The organism is Streptomyces sp. CRCS-T-1 (assembly GCF_024442335.1).
Lineage (GTDB): Bacteria > Actinomycetota > Actinomycetes > Streptomycetales > Streptomycetaceae > Streptomyces > Streptomyces koelreuteriae.
The window spans coordinates 7,269,761-7,285,805 of the sequence record NZ_CP101651.1; the positions used below are offsets into that span (position 1 = coordinate 7,269,761).

At 73.2% G+C, this 16,045-nt stretch carries 15 protein-coding genes and 1 riboswitch; of the genes, 11 read left to right on the forward strand and 4 right to left on the reverse strand.

The window, feature by feature from the left end; all coding sequences use genetic code 11:
* Positions 1–7: 7 nt before the first annotated feature.
* Positions 8–421, reverse strand: coding sequence for a CoA-binding protein (locus NNW99_RS32975; RefSeq protein WP_215122795.1), 414 nt, complete (start codon positions 419–421; stop codon positions 8–10).
* 81 nt (positions 422–502) lie between these two features.
* A riboswitch (cobalamin riboswitch) is annotated at positions 503–693 on the forward strand.
* Positions 694–762: 69 nt separating this feature from the next.
* Between NNW99_RS32975 and NNW99_RS32980 the strand changes: the two genes are divergently transcribed.
* The 10 genes from NNW99_RS32980 to NNW99_RS33025 all read left to right on the forward strand — a co-directional run bounded on the left by NNW99_RS32980 (position 763) and on the right by NNW99_RS33025 (position 10,979).
* Positions 763–1,782 (forward strand): ABC transporter substrate-binding protein, encoded by a 1,020-nt coding sequence (locus NNW99_RS32980; RefSeq protein WP_215122796.1) that lies wholly within the window; start codon positions 763–765, stop codon positions 1,780–1,782.
* Positions 1,779–2,792: an iron ABC transporter permease gene (locus NNW99_RS32985; protein WP_215122797.1), complete on the forward strand. Its 1,014-nt coding sequence runs from the start codon at positions 1,779–1,781 to the stop codon at positions 2,790–2,792. Before NNW99_RS32980 ends, NNW99_RS32985 begins: the two co-directional genes overlap by 4 nt.
* Positions 2,789–3,601 carry an ABC transporter ATP-binding protein gene (locus tag NNW99_RS32990; RefSeq protein WP_215122798.1) on the forward strand — a complete coding sequence of 271 codons (813 nt, stop codon included), beginning with the start codon at positions 2,789–2,791 and terminating at the stop codon, positions 3,599–3,601. The genes NNW99_RS32985 and NNW99_RS32990 overlap by 4 nt, the downstream gene beginning before the upstream one ends.
* A 112-nt stretch (positions 3,602–3,713) precedes the next feature.
* Complete coding sequence (locus tag NNW99_RS32995; RefSeq protein WP_251057991.1) at positions 3,714–4,439, forward strand: hypothetical protein; 726 nt, start codon at positions 3,714–3,716, stop codon at positions 4,437–4,439.
* Complete coding sequence (locus NNW99_RS33000) at positions 4,436–4,981, forward strand: histidine phosphatase family protein (RefSeq protein WP_215122799.1); 546 nt, start codon at positions 4,436–4,438, stop codon at positions 4,979–4,981. The genes NNW99_RS32995 and NNW99_RS33000 overlap by 4 nt, the downstream gene beginning before the upstream one ends.
* A gap of 124 nt (positions 4,982–5,105) precedes the next feature.
* Positions 5,106–5,390, forward strand: coding sequence for a hypothetical protein (locus NNW99_RS33005; protein WP_215122800.1), 285 nt, complete (start codon positions 5,106–5,108; stop codon positions 5,388–5,390).
* Between the two features lie 114 nt (positions 5,391–5,504).
* On the forward strand, positions 5,505–6,131 hold the full coding sequence (locus NNW99_RS33010; protein ID WP_215122801.1) for a YigZ family protein: 627 nt from the start codon (positions 5,505–5,507) through the stop codon (positions 6,129–6,131).
* A 108-nt stretch (positions 6,132–6,239) separates the two neighbouring features.
* Complete coding sequence (locus tag NNW99_RS33015) at positions 6,240–7,403, forward strand: exonuclease SbcCD subunit D (RefSeq protein ID WP_215122802.1); 1,164 nt, start codon at positions 6,240–6,242, stop codon at positions 7,401–7,403.
* Positions 7,400–10,393 carry an AAA family ATPase gene (locus tag NNW99_RS33020; RefSeq protein ID WP_215122803.1) on the forward strand — a complete coding sequence of 998 codons (2,994 nt, stop codon included), beginning with the start codon at positions 7,400–7,402 and terminating at the stop codon, positions 10,391–10,393. The genes NNW99_RS33015 and NNW99_RS33020 overlap by 4 nt, the downstream gene beginning before the upstream one ends.
* Positions 10,394–10,460: 67 nt before the next feature.
* Positions 10,461–10,979, forward strand: a complete 519-nt coding sequence (locus tag NNW99_RS33025; protein ID WP_215122804.1) for an immunity 21 family protein — start codon at positions 10,461–10,463, stop codon at positions 10,977–10,979.
* Between the two features lie 162 nt (positions 10,980–11,141).
* On the opposite strand, the gene NNW99_RS33030 is transcribed toward NNW99_RS33025, so the two are convergent.
* A complete protein-coding gene (locus NNW99_RS33030) occupies positions 11,142–12,833 on the reverse strand; it encodes a DUF885 domain-containing protein (RefSeq protein WP_215122805.1) in 1,692 nt (563 codons plus the stop codon).
* A 31-nt stretch (positions 12,834–12,864) separates the two neighbouring features.
* Positions 12,865–13,356 carry an Lrp/AsnC family transcriptional regulator gene (locus NNW99_RS33035; RefSeq protein ID WP_215122806.1) on the reverse strand — a complete coding sequence of 164 codons (492 nt, stop codon included), beginning with the start codon at positions 13,354–13,356 and terminating at the stop codon, positions 12,865–12,867.
* An 84-nt stretch (positions 13,357–13,440) separates the two neighbouring features.
* Between NNW99_RS33035 and NNW99_RS33040 the strand changes: the two genes are divergently transcribed.
* A complete protein-coding gene (locus NNW99_RS33040; RefSeq protein WP_370869214.1) occupies positions 13,441–14,760 on the forward strand; it encodes a PLP-dependent aspartate aminotransferase family protein in 1,320 nt (439 codons plus the stop codon).
* Here the strand turns inward: NNW99_RS33040 and NNW99_RS33045 are convergent.
* Positions 14,667–15,863 (reverse strand): GNAT family N-acetyltransferase, encoded by a 1,197-nt coding sequence (locus tag NNW99_RS33045; protein WP_370869215.1) that lies wholly within the window; start codon positions 15,861–15,863, stop codon positions 14,667–14,669. The two genes, NNW99_RS33040 and NNW99_RS33045, sit on opposite strands and share 94 nt — an antisense overlap.
* Between the last annotated feature and the right edge of the window lie 182 nt (positions 15,864–16,045).

The following is a 16,045-nucleotide window of genomic DNA, read 5'->3' on the forward strand; positions in this document are numbered from 1 at the left end:
CGCTCAATTATGAAGGCCCGAGCCGGGGTATCTCGATCGCCGGGCAGCGGTCCATCACCATCTCCAGGCCTGCGGCCCGGGTGCGGTCGTACGCCGCCTCGTCGATGACATCGAGCTGGAACCACACCGCCGCGGCGCCCTTCGCGACCGCCTCGTCCGCGACCGCCCCGGCGAGGTCGCTGTTCACGAACACGTCCACCACGTCCACGTCGAAGGGGATGTCCGCCAGACTCGCGTACCCCCGCTCGCCGTGCACGGTCTCCGCCTTGGGGTGTACGGGCACGACGCGCTTGCCGTAGCGCTGGAGCACGGCTGCTACGCCGTACGCCGCGCGCTGCCGGTTCGACGACAGGCCCACCACGGCCCAGGTGTCGCCGAGCTCGGTGAGGATCCTGCGGAGCGTTGCGTCGTCGCCGTACACCGGCGGCCTCCTAGGGAGTCGCGGAAGAGCTGCTGTCCCGGCAACGACGCAGGGTGCGCTGTGATTCCCCCGGATCCTCCGTGATAGCTTGCCGAGGCCAGTCGAACCCATGTACGTGGGTCAGGGAATCCGGTGCGAATCCGGAACTGACGCGCAGCGGTGAGGGGGACGGGCGGGGCCTCGGCCACTGAACGGCTCGTATGTCGTACGGGAAGGCGCCCCGCACCGGGTGAACCCGAGTCCGAAGACCTGCTGGCGGCCCCCGCGGCCGGCCGGCGGTGGGGGAGCACCGTACGACCGGGCTCCGCGATCGGGCCCTCGACGTCTGAGGACTGGTTTCCTTGCCCCTCGCCCGACCCGCCCGCGCCGCCGTCCTGCTCGCGGCCTGCTCCCTGATCGTGACCGGCTGCGCAGGCTCCGAGTCCCCCGACAAGGCCAAGGCCTCCGCCACCCTCGACAACTGCGGCCGGAAGGTCCGCGTCGACAAGGCGCCCCGGCACGCCGTCTCCCTCAACCAGGGCACCACCGAGATCCTGCTCTCCCTCGGCCTCGCCGACCGAATAGCCGGCACGGCCACCTGGACCGACCCCGTGATGAAGGGACTGGAGAAGGCCAACGCCAAGGTCCCGCGCATCGCCGAGAACAACCCCTCCTTCGAGCGCGTCCTGGACTCCGAGCCCGACTTCGTCGCCGCGTCCTTCGTCTCCACCCTCGGCAAGGGCGGCGTCGCCACCCGCGAGCAGTTCGAGAAGCTCGGCGTGCCCACCTACGTCTCCCCGTCCGACTGCGCCGGCAAGGACAACTCGGGCGGCGGCGACGGCAAGCGCGACAAGCCGCTGGGCATCGACGCCGTCTACGGCGAGGTGCGGGACCTCGCCACCGTGTTCGGCGTGAAGGACCGCGGCGACAAGCTCGTGGCCTCCCTCCAGCAGCGGATGAAGAAGGCCACCCAGGGCGTCGACGCCTCCGACGTCTCCCTCATGTACTGGTTCGCCAACTCCGAGTCGCCCTACCTGGCCGGCTGCTGCGGAGCGCCCGGCATCATGACCCGCGCCCTCGGCGCGAAGAACGTCTTCGACGACACGCACGAGGAGTGGCCGCAGATCAACTGGGAGACGGTCGCCGACCGCAACCCCGACGTCCTCGTCATCGGCGATCTGACCCGCAACTCGGAGACCGCCGAGTCGGCGAAGCGCAAGATCGCCTTCCTGGAGTCCAACCCGGCCACCAAGAACATGGACGCCGTCAAGAACAAGCGGTACGTGCTGCTCAGCGGGCAGGCCATGAACCCGACCATCCGCACGGTCGAGGGCGTGGAGAAGGTCGCGGCAGGACTGCGTGAGTTCGGGCTCGTGAAGTGACCCTCCGCGGACCGGCGCTCGGTGTCGGGGGCGCCCTGCTGCTGGTGGTCTCCGTGGCCCTGGCGATCACCATCGGACCGGCCGACATCCGGGTCGGGGACGTGTGGTCCGTCGTCGCCTCCCACCTCGGGATCGGCAGCTCCGACCTGACGCCGATCCGGGACGGGATCGTCTGGCAGCTGCGGCTGCCGCGCACCCTGCTCGCGGCCGTGTGCGGGGCGGGACTCGCCGTGTGCGGAGCGGTGATGCAGTCGCTGCTGCGCAACCCGCTCGCCGACCCGTTCGTGCTCGGGGTGTCCTCCGGCGCCTCCACCGGCGCGGTCGTCATCGTCGTCCTGGGCGTGGGCGGCGGTGTCGTCTCGGTGTCCGCGGGCGCGTTCCTCGGCGCCCTGGTCTCCTTCGCGCTGGTCCTGCTGCTCAGCCACACCCTCGGCGACACCACCGACCGGGTCGTCCTCGCGGGCGTCGCCGCCATGCAGCTCTTCTCCGCGCTCACCTCCTTCGTCGTGCTGACCGCCGCCGACGCCGAGACGACCCGGGGCGTGCTGTTCTGGCTCCTCGGCTCGCTCGGCGGGGCCGGCTGGACCGATGTGTGGCTGTGCTTCGCCGTCCTGGCCGTGGCACTGGTGGTGTGCCTGTCGTACGCCCGTACCCTCGACGCCTTCGCCTTCGGACAGGACGCGGCCGCCGCGCTCGGGGTGTCCGTGGCCCGCACCCGCCTGGTGCTGCTGTGCGTCACCGCCCTGCTCACGGCCGCGCTGGTCAGCTCCGCCGGGGCGATCGGCTTCGTGGGGCTCGTCCTGCCGCACGCCGCCCGGGCGCTGGCCGGACCCGGGCACGCCCGGCTGCTGCCGGTCACTGCCCTCGCCGGTGCGGTGTTCCTGGTCTGGGTCGACACCCTGGCCCGTACGGTCCTGGATCCGCAGGAGGTACCGGTGGGGGTCGTGACCTCGCTGATCGGGGTGCCGGCGTTCGTGGCGGTGCTCTACCGGACGCGGAGGGTGCGATGACCGAGACACAGGCCGGTGAGACCCACGCACCGGCGGACGCCGGGCTGCGGGCCGACCGGGTCAGCCGCCGTACCGACGGGCGCCTCATCCTCGACGGCGTGGCCCTCGCGCCCGAACCCGGCTCCACCGTCGGCGTCCTCGGCCCCAACGGCTCCGGCAAGTCCACGCTGCTGCGGCTACTGGCCGGGCTGCTCACGCCGACCGCCGGAGTCGTCACCCTCGGCGGCACGCCGCTGGGCGACCTGCCCCGCCGTACCGTCGCCCGCCGCCTCGCCATGGTCGAGCAACAGGCCGACACCCAGGTCGAGCTGACGGTTCTGGACGTCGTACGGCTGGGCCGGGTCCCGCACCGCCGGGCCTGGACACCCGCCTCGGCGGACGACGAGCGGGCGATCCACGCCGCCCTGGAGCGCACCGGCCTCGCCGCCCGGGCCGGCCAGCCCTGGCACACCCTCTCCGGCGGCGAACGCCAGCGGGTGCAGATCGCCCGCGCGCTCGCGCAGGAACCCCGCGAGCTCCTCCTGGACGAGCCCACCAACCACCTCGACATCCACCACCAGCTCGACCTGCTCGCCCTGGTCACCGGCCTGCCGGTCACCACCGTCGTCGCGCTGCACGACCTCAACCTCGCGGCGATGTACTGCGACCGGGTCGTCGTCCTGCGCGGCGGGACGGTCGTGGCGGGCGGCGCTCCGGGGGACGTCCTCACCGAAGAGCTCATCGCCCAGGTGTACGGGGTGCGGGCCGCCGTCACCCGAGAAGGGCCCGAACAGCGGCCGCACGTGCGCTTCCTGGGCACGCTGGCCTGAGACCTCCACGCCCGGGTGGCGGGCACGCCAGGGGAGGGGCGTTTCCCGCCACGGTGACCGGGAAACGCCGAACCTGCCCGCGTGCGCCCCTCCACCCGCCTACGCTCGCCTCGTGCTGCGCATCATCGACGCCCGTACCGGCGAACCGGTCGACGCCGCCCCGGCCCGCCGGGGCCTGACCCGTGTCGAGGTGCACGCGCCCGGCTCCGACACCACGAACCTGCGCGTGCTGCTCGTCGCCGACCTGCTCGTCCGGGCCCTGGAAATCGGCGGCACCCCGGTGTGGGCGCTGCTGACCGGGGGAGAACAGCAGGCCGAGCTGAGGGCGCAGGCCACCGCCCTCGGCGTCCGGCCGTTCGAGGACAGCCCCGACGTGAGCGCCGGTCTGGGCGAGACCCAGGCCGTCCATGTGGCCGTCGAGGGCGGAGCGGCGATCGACGGGGTGCGGATCGATGTCGCCCCCGCGCATCCCGAGGACCCGGGCGCGCGGGAGGGCATCGACCCCGGTGTCTTGCGCCTCGCCCTGCTCGCCCGGCACCACAGCGCCCCCGCCCGGCTGGAGACGGCCGCGTTCGACGAGGCCCGGGGCACCCTCGCCCGCTGGCGCGGCGCGGTCGCCGACTGGGCCCGGCGGCCCTCGCGGCCCGTCCCCGACGAGGTGCGCGGGCGGTTGCGCGACGCCTGGGAGGATGACCTGGACGTGCCCCGGGTACTGGACGTCCTGCACGGTGTCGAGACCGACCCGGAGCTGCCCGACGGCGCGCGCTTCGAGACGTACGCGTACGCCGACCGGCTCCTCGGCCTCGACCTCACCCGCGACCTGGGATCACCCTCATGATCGAGCGCGCCGGAACCGGCCCACTGCGCCGCCTGGTCGTCCTGCGGCACGCCAAGTCCGCCTGGCCCGTGGACGTCGCCGACCACGAACGCCCCCTCGCCCCGCGCGGCCGCCGGGACGCCCCCGCGGCCGGGCGCGCCCTCGCCGAGACCGACTGCCTGCCGGATCTCGCGCTGTGCTCGACGGCCGTACGCGCCCGCCGGACCTGGGACCTGGCAGCCGACCAGTGGGGCACGCCCCCGCCGGTCCGCCACGACCGGCGGCTGTACGCCGCGGGCCCCTCCGGCCTGCTGGCCGTCGTGCACGAGGTGCCCGCCGAGGTGGAGACCCTGCTGCTGATCGGGCACAACCCCGGCCTGGAGGAACTGGTCCTGGCACTCGCCGCCGACGGCCTCGACGACACCCTGGAGCGGGTCCGTACGAAATTCCCCACCTCGGCGATCGCCGTCCTGTCCTGGCACGGCACGACCTGGCGGTCCCTCACTCCCGGCACGGCCCTGCTCATGTCCGTCATCGTGCCCAGGGGCCGGAAGGAGAAGTAGCCGAGGAGCACGCACAGGCATGGGGCCATTCCGGTGATGTGCGCCGGGCTGGTGCTGGGCGCCACAGCCGCAGCGGGTACGCCGTCTGCGAGAAAGCGGCCTTGCGACCATGAGGAGACCACCCATGCACGCGGTGATTCGGCGGTACGAAGGGGTGACCGACCCGGCTGAGGCGGGACGCCGGGTGAACGAGGGTTTCGTGCCGCTCCTCCGCGAGGTCCGGGGTTTCGTGGCCTATTACTGGGTCGACGCCGGTGGCGGGGTGATGGTGTCGACCAGCGTCTTCGAAGACCGGGCCGGCGCCGAGGAGTCGACCGAAAGGGCGGGGGGCTTCGTACGGGAACGCCTTGCCGAGTTGCTGCCCCATCCGCCCCAGGTCACGGCCGGCGAGGTCGTGGCCCACTCGTAGCGGAGGTCTCGGCCCATCCGGCTGACCGGAGGCGTCGCAGGCCCCCGTTCGCGCATGCGCAGACGGACGTCCGGCCCGTCGGAACGCTCTCCACCACGGGACTACGCTGGCCGGATGCAGGACGAATACCGCACGGTCGCCCGCGCCGGCGTGCACGAGACCGAGGTCAACCGCTCCCGCTTCCTGTGCGCCCTCGCCCCGGCGGCCACCGAGCAGGAGGCCCAGGACTTCATCGCCGCGGTCCGCAAGGAGCACCCCGGCGCCAACCACAACTGCTGGGCCTACGTCATCGGCGCCGACGCCTCGGTCCAGAAGGCGAGCGACGACGGCGAACCCGGCGGCACCGCCGGCGTCCCCATGCTCCAGATGCTGCTGCGCCGCGACATGCGGTACGCCGTCGCCGTCGTCACCCGCTACTTCGGCGGCGTCAAACTCGGCGCCGGCGGGCTCATCCGGGCGTACGGCGGAGCGGTCGGCGAGGCGCTGGACACCCTCGGCACCCGCACCCGCCGCAGATTCCGCCTGGCCACCGTCACCGTCGACCACCAGCGGGCGGGCAGACTGGAGAACGACCTGCGCACCACAGGCCGTGAGGTACGGGACGTGCGCTACGGCGAGGCCGTCACGATGGAGATCGCCCTCCCGGACGCGGATGTGGACGCCTTCCGGGCCTGGCTCGCGGATGTGACCTCCGGCACGGCCCGCTTCGAGACGGGCGGGGAGGCGTACGGCGATATCTGACGATCCGGACCAAGCGGGCAGGAAAGGCGCGGCTGGAGCGGCCGATGACGGGTCGATACGGGAGTAACCGCCCGTGACGTCGGACCCGGCGGTTAGTCTCGGGGGATCATGAGGTTGCTGCACACATCCGACTGGCACCTCGGCCGGTCGTTCCACCGGGTGAACATGCTCGATGCCCAGGCCGAGTTCATCGGGCATCTCGTCGCGACCGTGCGGGAGCGGGCCGTGGACGCGGTGGTCGTGTCGGGGGACGTGTACGACCGGGCGGTTCCGCCGCTCGCCGCGGTCGAGCTGTTCGACGACGCCCTGCACCGGCTCGCCGACCTCGGCGTGCCGACCGTTATGATCTCCGGCAACCACGACTCGGCCCGCCGACTGGGCGTCGGGGCGGGACTGATCGGGCGGGCCGGCGTCCATCTGCGGACCGAGCCGTCGGCGGCCGGCACCCCGGTGGTGCTGGCCGACGCCCATGGAGACGTGGCCTTCTACGGCCTGCCGTATCTCGAACCGGCCCTGGTGAAGGACGAGTTCGGCGTGGCGAAGGCCGGGCACGAGGCCGTGCTCGCCGCCGCCATGGACCGGGTCCGCGCCGACCTCGCCGCCCGTGCCCCCGGCACCCGCTCCGTCGTCCTCGCGCATGCCTTCGTCACCGGCGGCGAGCCCAGTGACAGCGAGCGGGACATCACCGTCGGTGGTGTCGCCGCCGTACCCGCCGGTGTCTTCGACGGCGTCGACTACGTGGCCCTCGGGCATCTGCACGGCTGCCAGACCCTCACCGAGCGCGTCCGCTACTCCGGGTCGCCGCTGCCCTACTCCTTCTCCGAGGCCCGGCACCGCAAGAGCATGTGGCTGATCGAGCTGGACGCCGACGGGTCGGTCGAGGCCGAGCGCGTCGACTGCCCCGTGCCGCGCCCCCTCGCCCGGATCCGGGGCCCGCTGGAGGACCTGCTCGCCGACCCGGAGTACGCGGGCGACGAGGAGTCCTGGGTCGAGGCGACGCTCACCGACCCGGTCCGCCCCGCCGACCCGATGGCCCGGCTCACCGAGCGCTTCCCGCACACGCTCAGCCTCGTCTTCGACCCCGACCGCACCGAGGACGACCCCGACGTGTCGTACGCCCGGCGCCTCGTCGGCCGCAGCGACCAGCAGATCGCCGAGGACTTCGTCGCCCATGTGCGCGGCGCCGGACCCGACGCCCACGAACAGGGCGTGCTGCGGGACGCGTTCGACGCGGTCCGCGCCGACGAGACCGTAGGGGAGGTGGCCCGGTGAGGCTCCACCGGCTCACGGTCACTGCCTTCGGCCCCTTCGGAGGCACCCAGAGCGTCGACTTCGACGAGCTGTCCACCGCCGGGCTGTTCCTGCTGCACGGACCCACCGGCGCGGGCAAGACGTCCGTCCTCGACGCCGTGTGCTACGCCCTGTACGGCTCGGTGCCCGGGGCCCGGCAGGGCAGCGGACAGGGCGCGACCCTGCGCAGCGACCACGCCGCGCCCGCGATCCGCACCGAGGTCGCCCTCGAACTCACCGTCGCCGGACGCCGGCTGGAGATCACCCGCCAGCCGCCCTGGGAGCGCCCCAAGAAGCGCGGGACCGGCACGACACTCGACAAGGCCCAGACCTGGCTCCGCGAGTACGACGCGACAGCCGCCGCCTGGAAGGACCTCAGCCGCTCCCACCAGGAGATCGGCGAGGAGATCACCCAGCTTCTCGGCATGAGCCGGGAGCAGTTCTGCCAGGTCGTGCTGCTGCCGCAGGGCGACTTCGCCCGGTTCCTGCGCGCCGACGCCGAGGCCCGCGGCAAACTGCTCGGCCGCCTGTTCGACACCCGGCGCTTCGCCGACGTCGAGAAACGCCTCGCCGAGCGGCGCCGGGCCACCGAGGCCCAGGTGCGGGACGGCGACGCCGATCTGCTGGCCGACGCCCACCGGATGCAGCAGGCCGCGGGCGACGCCATGGAGCTGCCGGACCTGGACCCCGGAGAACCCGGGCTGGCCGAGGCCGTGCTCAGGGCCGCCGCCGTAGCCCGCAGCACCGCACGGGAACAGCTCACCGTCACCGAGTGCACGCTCTACGCCGCCGAGTCCGCGCAGGCCGTCACCGGCCGGGCCCTCGACGACGTACGCGAACTCGCCCGGCTGCAGAAGCGGTTCGCGGACGCTCAGGAACGGACGGCGAGCCTGGAGCAGGGCGCCGAGGCGTACCGCGAGGCCCAGGCGACCATGGAGCGGGCCCGCAAGGCCGAGAAGGTCGCGCCCGCCCTGGATCTGCGGGAGTCCGCCGACGCCGAACACCGGCGGGCCGCCGACGCCGAGGCACGCGCGCGTGCCCTGCTGCCCGAGAGCTTCGCCGACGCGGGCGCGGCCGGACTCGCCACGGCCGCGCGCCGGGCCGCCGAGGAACTGGGCGGACTGGACTCGGCCCGCCGCGCCGAGCGACGGCTGGCCGAACTCCTCGACGAGCGCGCCGGCCTGGACCGCCAGGAGCGGGCTGACGCTGACGTGCTGCGCGAGGCGGAGGACTGGCTCGACGGCTGGGAGGAGACCCGCACCGGGCTCCAGAACCGGGTGGATTCCGCGCAGCAGGCCGCCTCACTCGCCGAACAGCTCGACGTACGGCGCGAGCCCGCCCGGCAGCGGCTGGCCGCGGCTCGGCGGCGCGACCGGCTCACCCAGGACACCGACGAGGCCATCACCCGCGCCCGGGACGCACAGGAGCGGATGCTGCGCGCCAAACAGCACTGGCTCGACCTCAAGGAACAGCGCCTGACCGGTATCGCGGCCGAACTGGCCGCGCACCTCACCGACGGCGAGCCCTGCGCCGTCTGCGGTGCCACCGAACACCCCGCCCCCGCCCGCAAGGACGCCGGGCACGTCGACCGCGAGGCCGAGGAAGACGCCCTGGCCGCCTACCAGAGCGCCGACGAACGGCGCGCCTCGGACGAGCGGCGGCTGGGCGACGTACGGGAGGCGCTGGCGGCGGCCACCGCCGAGGCCGGTGACACACCCACCGAGCAACTCTTCGACGAGGCAGAGGAGTTGGAGGAGCAGTACGAGCAGGCCCGCCGAGGCGCCGCCGAACTGCACTCCGCGCGGGAGCGGCTGCGGCAGGCCGGGCAGGAGCAGGAACGGCGCGTCGCCGCCCGGCAGGAGGCCGCCGTACGGACCGCCGCCCGGGTCGGACACCGGGAGCGGCTGGACCGGGAACGGGCCGGTCTTGAGGAGGAGCTGAAGCGGGCGCGGGGCGCCCTGGACAGCGTCGCCGCGCGGGCCGCGCAGCTGGAGCGGCGGACCGCGCTGCTCACGGACGCCGCCGACACCGCCCGCGCCGCCGAGGACACCGCCCAGCGGCTCAAGGACGCCGACGCCCGGCTCGCCGACGCCGCCTTCCGCGCAGGCTTCGAGACCCCGCAGGCCGCGGCCGACGCCCTTCTCGACGACGCCGTCCACCGCGAGCTGCAACGGCGGCTTGACGCCTGGCAGACCGAGGAGGCCGCCGCCCGGGCCGTTCTCGCCGAGGCCGACACCGCGGCCGCCGCCCGGCAGCGGCCCGCCGACCCGGAGAGCGCGGAGCGGGCCGCCTCCGCCGCGGACCGGCGGACCCGCGACGCCGCCTCCGCCCATGACGCCGCCGCCCGGCGCTGCGCCGAACTCGACCGGCTGTCCGCCCGGGCGAACGCCTCGGTACGCCGACTGGCGCCGCTGCGCGAGGAGTACGACCGGGTCGCCCGCATGGCCGGCCTCGCCGCCGGCACCTCGGCGGACAACGAACGCCGGATGCGCCTGGAGTCGTACGTCCTCGCGGCCCGGCTGGAACAGGTCGCCGCCGCCGCGACCGTACGGCTGCGGCGCATGTCCTCCGGCCGCTACACCCTCGTCCACTCCGACGACCGCACCGGGCGCGGGCGCAGCGGACTCGGACTGCATGTCGTCGACGCGTGGACCGGCCGCGAGCGGGACACGGCGACCCTGTCGGGCGGCGAGACGTTCTTCGCCTCCCTCGCCCTCGCCCTCGGCCTCGCGGACGTCGTCACGGACGAGGCGGGCGGTGTACGGCTGGACACCCTCTTCATCGACGAGGGCTTCGGCAGCCTCGACGACCAGACCCTCGACGAGGTCCTCGACGTCCTCGACTCCCTGCGCGAACGCGACCGCAGCGTCGGCATCGTCAGTCATGTGGCCGACCTGCGACGGCGGATCCACGCGCAGCTGGAGGTCGTCAAGGGCCGGTCCGGATCGGTGCTGCGGCAGCGCGGGACTTAGGGGGATTTGTGGGGAGGCCCTAACCCCCGCCCCGGCGGCGCGAGTTGGCATTGTAGGTTCTTGCCTCATGGTGCGATACGCGGAGCCGGGCACGGTGGAGTGGGTGGAGTCGGGCGGCGGACCGCTGATAGCGGTGCCCGAGACGGTGCTGCCGTTCTGGGCGGGTGCGGACGGTGAGGAAACCGCGTCCGACTACGACCGGGCCTGTGAGGTGGACGGACCCGTCGGGCTGCTGCCGGTCGGCGACTGCACGGCACTGGTACTGGGCGACGAACCGGCCTCGACCACGTATCTGCCCGACCAGGGTGTGTTCGTGCGCTGGTGTGCGGGCAACTCCGAGGGCGAGCTCCTGGCGAGCGTGCCGGGCGCTGTCGCGACGGCGCAGTGGGAACCGGAGGTCACCTGGCAGGTGCCTGGGCCGGTGCTTCTGTTCGACGCGGCCTGGCCTGGAGGCGAGGCCTCGGGGAGTGACCGGGTGCGGGTTGTTCTGGAGCCGGGGCGTTATGCGGTTCGGGCGGCTCGGGTGCAGCCGGGGCCCGAGGTGTGGCTGGGGCTGGTGCAGCTTCGGTTGGTGGCGCCCAGATAGCCGGGGGTGTCGGCCGTTGGCGTGTGCGGGTTGTCTGTGGCTGGTCGCGCCCACGCGGCGGAGCCGCATATCAGCACAGCCCCGCGCCCCTGAGAGGCCGATGCCCGCCCGCCTCATCGCATGGCTGGCCACGGATGAGGCGGACTGTTGGCGTCGGCCGCGTTACAGCTTGGACAGTTCGTCCACCAGGTCGTCCAGGCCCAGGGAGCCCTGGGAGAGGGCGGCCATGTGCCAGGACTTCGGGTCGAAGGCGGCGCCGTGGCGGGTGCGGGCGTTTTCGCGGCCCAGGAGCCAGGCGCGTTCGCCGAGCTTGTAGCCGATGGCCTGGCCCGGCATGGACAGGTAGCGGGTCAGCTCGCTCTCCACGAAGTCCGCGGGGCGGCTGCTGTGCGAGCCGAAGAACTCCTGGGCCAGCGCGGGCGTCCAGCGCTCCCCGGGGTGGAAGGGGGAGTCGTCCGGGATGGTCAGCTCCAGGTGCATGCCGATGTCGATGATGACGCGCACGGCGCGCATCATCTGCGCGTCCAGGTAGCCGAGGCGGCGCTCCGGGTCCGTCAGGAAGCCCAGTTCGTCCATCAGCCGCTCCGCGTACAGGGCCCAGCCCTCGGCGTTGGCGCTCACCATGCCGACGCTCGCCTGGTAGCGGGAGAGGTCCTGCGCCACGTGCTTCCACTGGGCGAGCTGGAGGTGGTGGCCGGGGACGCCCTCGTGGTACCAGGTCGACACCAGGTCGTAGACCGGGAAGCGCGTCTTGCCCATCGTCGGCAGCCAGGTGCAGCCCGGGCGTGAGAAGTCGTCCGAGGGTTCCGTGTAGTACGGGGCCGCGGCGCTGCCCGGAGGGGCGATGCGGGACTCCACCCGGCGCACCCGCTCGGCCAGGTCGAAGTGGGTGCCGTCGAGCGCGTCGATCGCCCCGTCCATCAGGGACTGGAGCCAGTCGCGTACCTCGTCGACGCCCTCGATGTGCGTGCCGTGCTCGTCCAGGTGCGCCAGCGCCACCCACGGCGTGGCCGCGCCCGGCAGGATCTTCTCGGCCTCCTTCTTCATCTCGCCGAGGAGACGGTGGTACTCGGACCAGCCGTAGGCGTACGCCTCGTCCAGGTCGAGGTCCGTGCCGTTGAAGTAGCGCACCCAGCGCGCGTACCGCTCCCGGCCCACCACGTCCGGCGACCCCTCGATCGCCGGCGCGTACACGTCCCGCATCCAGTCGCGCAGCCGCAGCACGGCCTCGGTGGCCGAGCGGGCGGCGGTGTCCAGCTCGGACCGCAGCGACGGTGGGCCCCCGGCCGCGAACTGCTCGAACCAGCCCTGCCCCTCGCCGTCCGCGTCGGCCCACTCGCCGAGCTGCTCCACGAACGTGGCCGTGGCGCGGGGCCCGCCGTACAGCTTCCGCTCCAGGCCGAGCGCCAGGGACTGCCGGTACCCCTCCAGCGCGGCCGGGACCGCGCGCAGCCGCTCCGCGATCGCCGTCCAGTCCTCCTCCGTCTGCGCCGGTGTCACCGTGAACACCTGGCGCACCGCATGGGCGACGGAGCTCAGGTTGCTGACGGAGCGCAGGCTCTCCTCGGCGTCGTGCACGGCCAGTTCGGCGTCGAGCCGCTCGCGCAGCAGCCGTCCGCAGCGGCGTTCGATCTCACTGTCCGCGCCGGGCAGCCGCTCGGCCTCGTCCAGCCGGGCCAGCGTCCGGCGCGCCAGCTCCGCGGAGGCTTCCTGGCCCGCGGGCGAGGTGTCGGGCAGCCTGCTCGAACTCTCCTTCACGCCGAGGAACGTGCCGGTGATCGGGTCGAGGGCGATGAGCTCGTCGACGTAGGCGTCGGCGACCTCACGGGGCAGCGGGCTCTTGATCTCAGACATGCCGCCATCCTCGTACGACGGCACGCGCACGTCATCCGGATTGAGCCGAGGGCGAAGGCGGAAGCAGCGGTCCGCACTCCCACTGCTGGAAGATCAGCCGGGTCTCCACCCGCGCGACCTCCCGCCGCGAGGTGAACTCGTCCAGTACGAGCCGCTGCAGATCGGCCATGTCGGCGACCGCGACATGGACCAGATAGTCGTCCGGGCCGGTCAGGTGGTACACGGTCCGTGACTCCGGCAGCGCCCGGATCCGCTCCACGAACGGTCCCACCAGCTCCCGCCGATGCGGTCTGACCTGCACCGACAGCAGCGCCTCCAGGCCCCGCCCCAGCTTGGCCGGATCGAGCTCCAGCCGGTGCCCGAGGATCACGCCCGAGCGGCGCAGCCGGGTCACCCGGTCCAGACAGGTCGACGGCGCCACGCCGACCTGCGCGGCGAGATCCCGGTACGTCGCCCGGGCGTCGTTCTGCAACAGCCGCAGAAGATGGAGATCCACCGGGTCCAGTACGACAGATTCGGCCATCGACCGAACGTAACACGGCATTCCTCCGCGCAGAACCGGTCAGTGTTCACCCTCCCTTCCATGGACATCGACATGGGCATCGACATGGACACGGGCATGGACATGGGCATGAGGATGGACGCGCGTTCGGGTACCACACCGCGCGCTCTCGCCACCGAGGCCGTGCACGCCGGTCGGGACGACCTCGCCCGGCAGGGGCTGCACGCCCCGCCGATCGACCTGTCCACCACCTACCCCTCGTACGACAGCCGCGGCGAGGCGGCCCGGATCGACGCCTTCGCCGCCACGGGCTCGGAGCCGGACGGCCCGCCCGTCTACGGACGGCTGGGCAACCCGACCGTCGCCCGCTTCGAGACCGCGCTGGCCCGTCTGGAGGGCACCGAGGCGGCGGTCGCGTTCGCCAGCGGCATGGCCGCGCTCAGCGCCGTCCTCCTCGTACGCGCCTCGATGGGGCTGCGGCACGTCGTGGCCGTACGTCCGCTCTACGGATGCAGCGACCATCTGCTGACCGCCGGGCTGCTGGGCTCGGAGGTGACCTGGACCGACCCGGCCGGAATCGCCGACGCGCTGCGCCCCGACACCGGTCTGGTCCTGGTGGAGTCCCCGGCCAACCCCACGCTCGCCGAGGTCGACCTGCGGGCCGTCGCCCACGCCTGCGGTTCGGTGCCGCTGCTTGTGGACAACACCTTCGCCACACCCGTCCTCCAGCGCCCCGCCGAGCAGGGCGCCCGGCTGGTGCTGCACAGCGCCACCAAGTACCTCGGCGGGCACGGCGACGTGCTGGCGGGCGTGATCGCCTGCGACGAGGAGCTCGCGGGCAGGCTCCGCCAGGTGCGGTTCGCCACCGGCGGTGTGCTGCACCCCCTGGCCGGCTATCTGCTGCTGCGGGGGCTGTCCACCCTCCCCGTACGGGTCCGGGCCGCCTCCGCCAACGCCGCCGAACTCGCCCGCCGCCTGGCCGCCGACCCGCGAGTGGCCCGTGTGCACTACCCGCGCATCGGCGGCGCGATGGTCTCCTTCGAGGTGCACGGCGACCCCCACGAGGTCATCGCCGGAGTCCGCCTCATCACCCCCGCCGTCAGCCTCGGCAGCGTCGACACCCTCATCCAGCACCCGGCGTCCATCAGCCACCGCATCGTGGACGCGGACGACCGACAGGACGCCGGGGTGAGTGACAGCCTGCTGAGGATGTCGGTGGGCTTGGAGGACGTAGAGGACCTCTGGGCGGACCTGGACAGGTCCCTCCTAGGGGCGCGGGGAACTGCGCGACCAGCCACAGCGCACCCGCACCCGCCGACCGACGAAACCCCCTACGGCGCCGACGCACTCCCCAACTCACCCGCACCCGACGCAACCCGCTCACCCAGCCGCGCCGTGATCACCAGCGTCCCCTCCTCCACCTGATAGTCGAGAGGAAGCCCCAGCCCCCGCATCGCCGCGACCATGCCGGTGTTCGACGCCTGCGTCACGGCATACACACTCGCGCACCCGGCATCCACCGCCATCGCCACCAGCCTGCGCAGCAACTCGGCACCCACGCCCCGCCGCTGCCACGCGTCCTCGACGATCAGCGCGACCTCCGTCTCGTCCCCGTCCCACAGCAGATGCCCGAGCCCGACCACCCGCCCCGACGCGGTCTGCACGGCGAGCGTACGGCCGAAGCGGGGACTGAGCAGATGGTTCAGATACCGGTCGGCGTCACCGACCGGACCGTGGTAGCGAAGCCTCAGCGTGCGGTCCGAGCACCGCTCGTGCATGGCCCGGGCCGGCTCCAGATCACGGGTGTCGGCCCGGCGCACGGTGATGTCGGCACCCTCGGCGAGGGTCAGCACGTCCCGGCCGCGCGGGAGGCGCGGGCCGAGCCGGGCGTCCAGTTCCACCAGGGCCCTGGCCCGGGCGAACTCGGTCGGGGTGAACGGCAGGTACGGCCGCTCCACGGTGATCACTCCGCCTTCCGGGGCGCGCAGGCGCAGCACGGTGTCGTCGAGGGCGCCCTCCACCGGCACGCCGTCGGTCGCCCGGTCGCCGCCGGCCGGTGCGGGCTGGGAGCGGATCGTGCAGCGTCCCAGCAACTGGCGCAGGGCCAGAGGAAGTTCCGCCGCGTCCAGGGCGGTGCGGGCGGCGAGGCCCAGGACCCGGGTCGGCGCGTCGACCAGGTCGTGCGCGTCGGCCCGTTCGATCCAGGTGTCGGTGCCGCCGGCGGTCCGGACGGCCGTGGCGATGCCGGACGCCGCCAGCTCACCCGGGGCCCGCAGCAGGAACTCGTCCACCGTGCCGTCGGCCAGCGGATGGGTCTGCAGGCTCAGGATGTCGACGCGCTCCCCGGCGAGGGCCGTGCACAGCGCCGCCAGGGACCCCGGCTCGTCCTGGACCGTGGTCCGCATCCGCCACAGCGTGCTCGCCCCCGGCACCGGCTCCGGTGCCGGGGACTCGGTATGGTCCGTCGGCGGCGCGTTCTCGTGGCGTCGTGTCCGCCAGGCCCGGAACGCCGTGGTGAACCGTCGCATCGGGGTGGCGGGGCGGCAGTTGTCGTTCTGGTGTGTCGCTTCGGTGATTTTTCGCGTCATGCACCCACTGTGACGGAACGGTGTTGCGTGATCGCGAACTCTCTGTGTCCGGCGGGTAAAGGGGACAGTTTGCCCCCTTTATCGAGCCTTCAAACGTTGCGCTCCGTACTTGATGGACCCCA

What these genes read in the sequence shown, in the direction of transcription:
- NNW99_RS33045 (WP_370869215.1), bottom strand. Translation starts at nt 15,863, where the DNA reads ATGCGACGGTTCACCACGGCGTTCCGGGCCTGGCGGACACGACGCCAC.
- NNW99_RS33025 (WP_215122804.1), top strand. Translation starts at nt 10,461, where the DNA reads ATGGTGCGATACGCGGAGCCGGGCACGGTGGAGTGGGTGGAGTCGGGC.
- NNW99_RS33005 (WP_215122800.1), top strand. Translation starts at nt 5,106, where the DNA reads ATGCACGCGGTGATTCGGCGGTACGAAGGGGTGACCGACCCGGCTGAG.
- NNW99_RS33015 (WP_215122802.1), top strand. Translation starts at nt 6,240, where the DNA reads ATGAGGTTGCTGCACACATCCGACTGGCACCTCGGCCGGTCGTTCCAC.
- NNW99_RS33040 (WP_370869214.1), top strand. Translation starts at nt 13,441, where the DNA reads ATGGACACGGGCATGGACATGGGCATGAGGATGGACGCGCGTTCGGGT.
- NNW99_RS33030 (WP_215122805.1), bottom strand. Translation starts at nt 12,833, where the DNA reads ATGTCTGAGATCAAGAGCCCGCTGCCCCGTGAGGTCGCCGACGCCTAC.
- NNW99_RS32990 (WP_215122798.1), top strand. Translation starts at nt 2,789, where the DNA reads ATGACCGAGACACAGGCCGGTGAGACCCACGCACCGGCGGACGCCGGG.
- NNW99_RS33000 (WP_215122799.1), top strand. Translation starts at nt 4,436, where the DNA reads ATGATCGAGCGCGCCGGAACCGGCCCACTGCGCCGCCTGGTCGTCCTG.
- NNW99_RS33035 (WP_215122806.1), bottom strand. Translation starts at nt 13,356, where the DNA reads ATGGCCGAATCTGTCGTACTGGACCCGGTGGATCTCCATCTTCTGCGG.
- NNW99_RS33010 (WP_215122801.1), top strand. Translation starts at nt 5,505, where the DNA reads ATGCAGGACGAATACCGCACGGTCGCCCGCGCCGGCGTGCACGAGACC.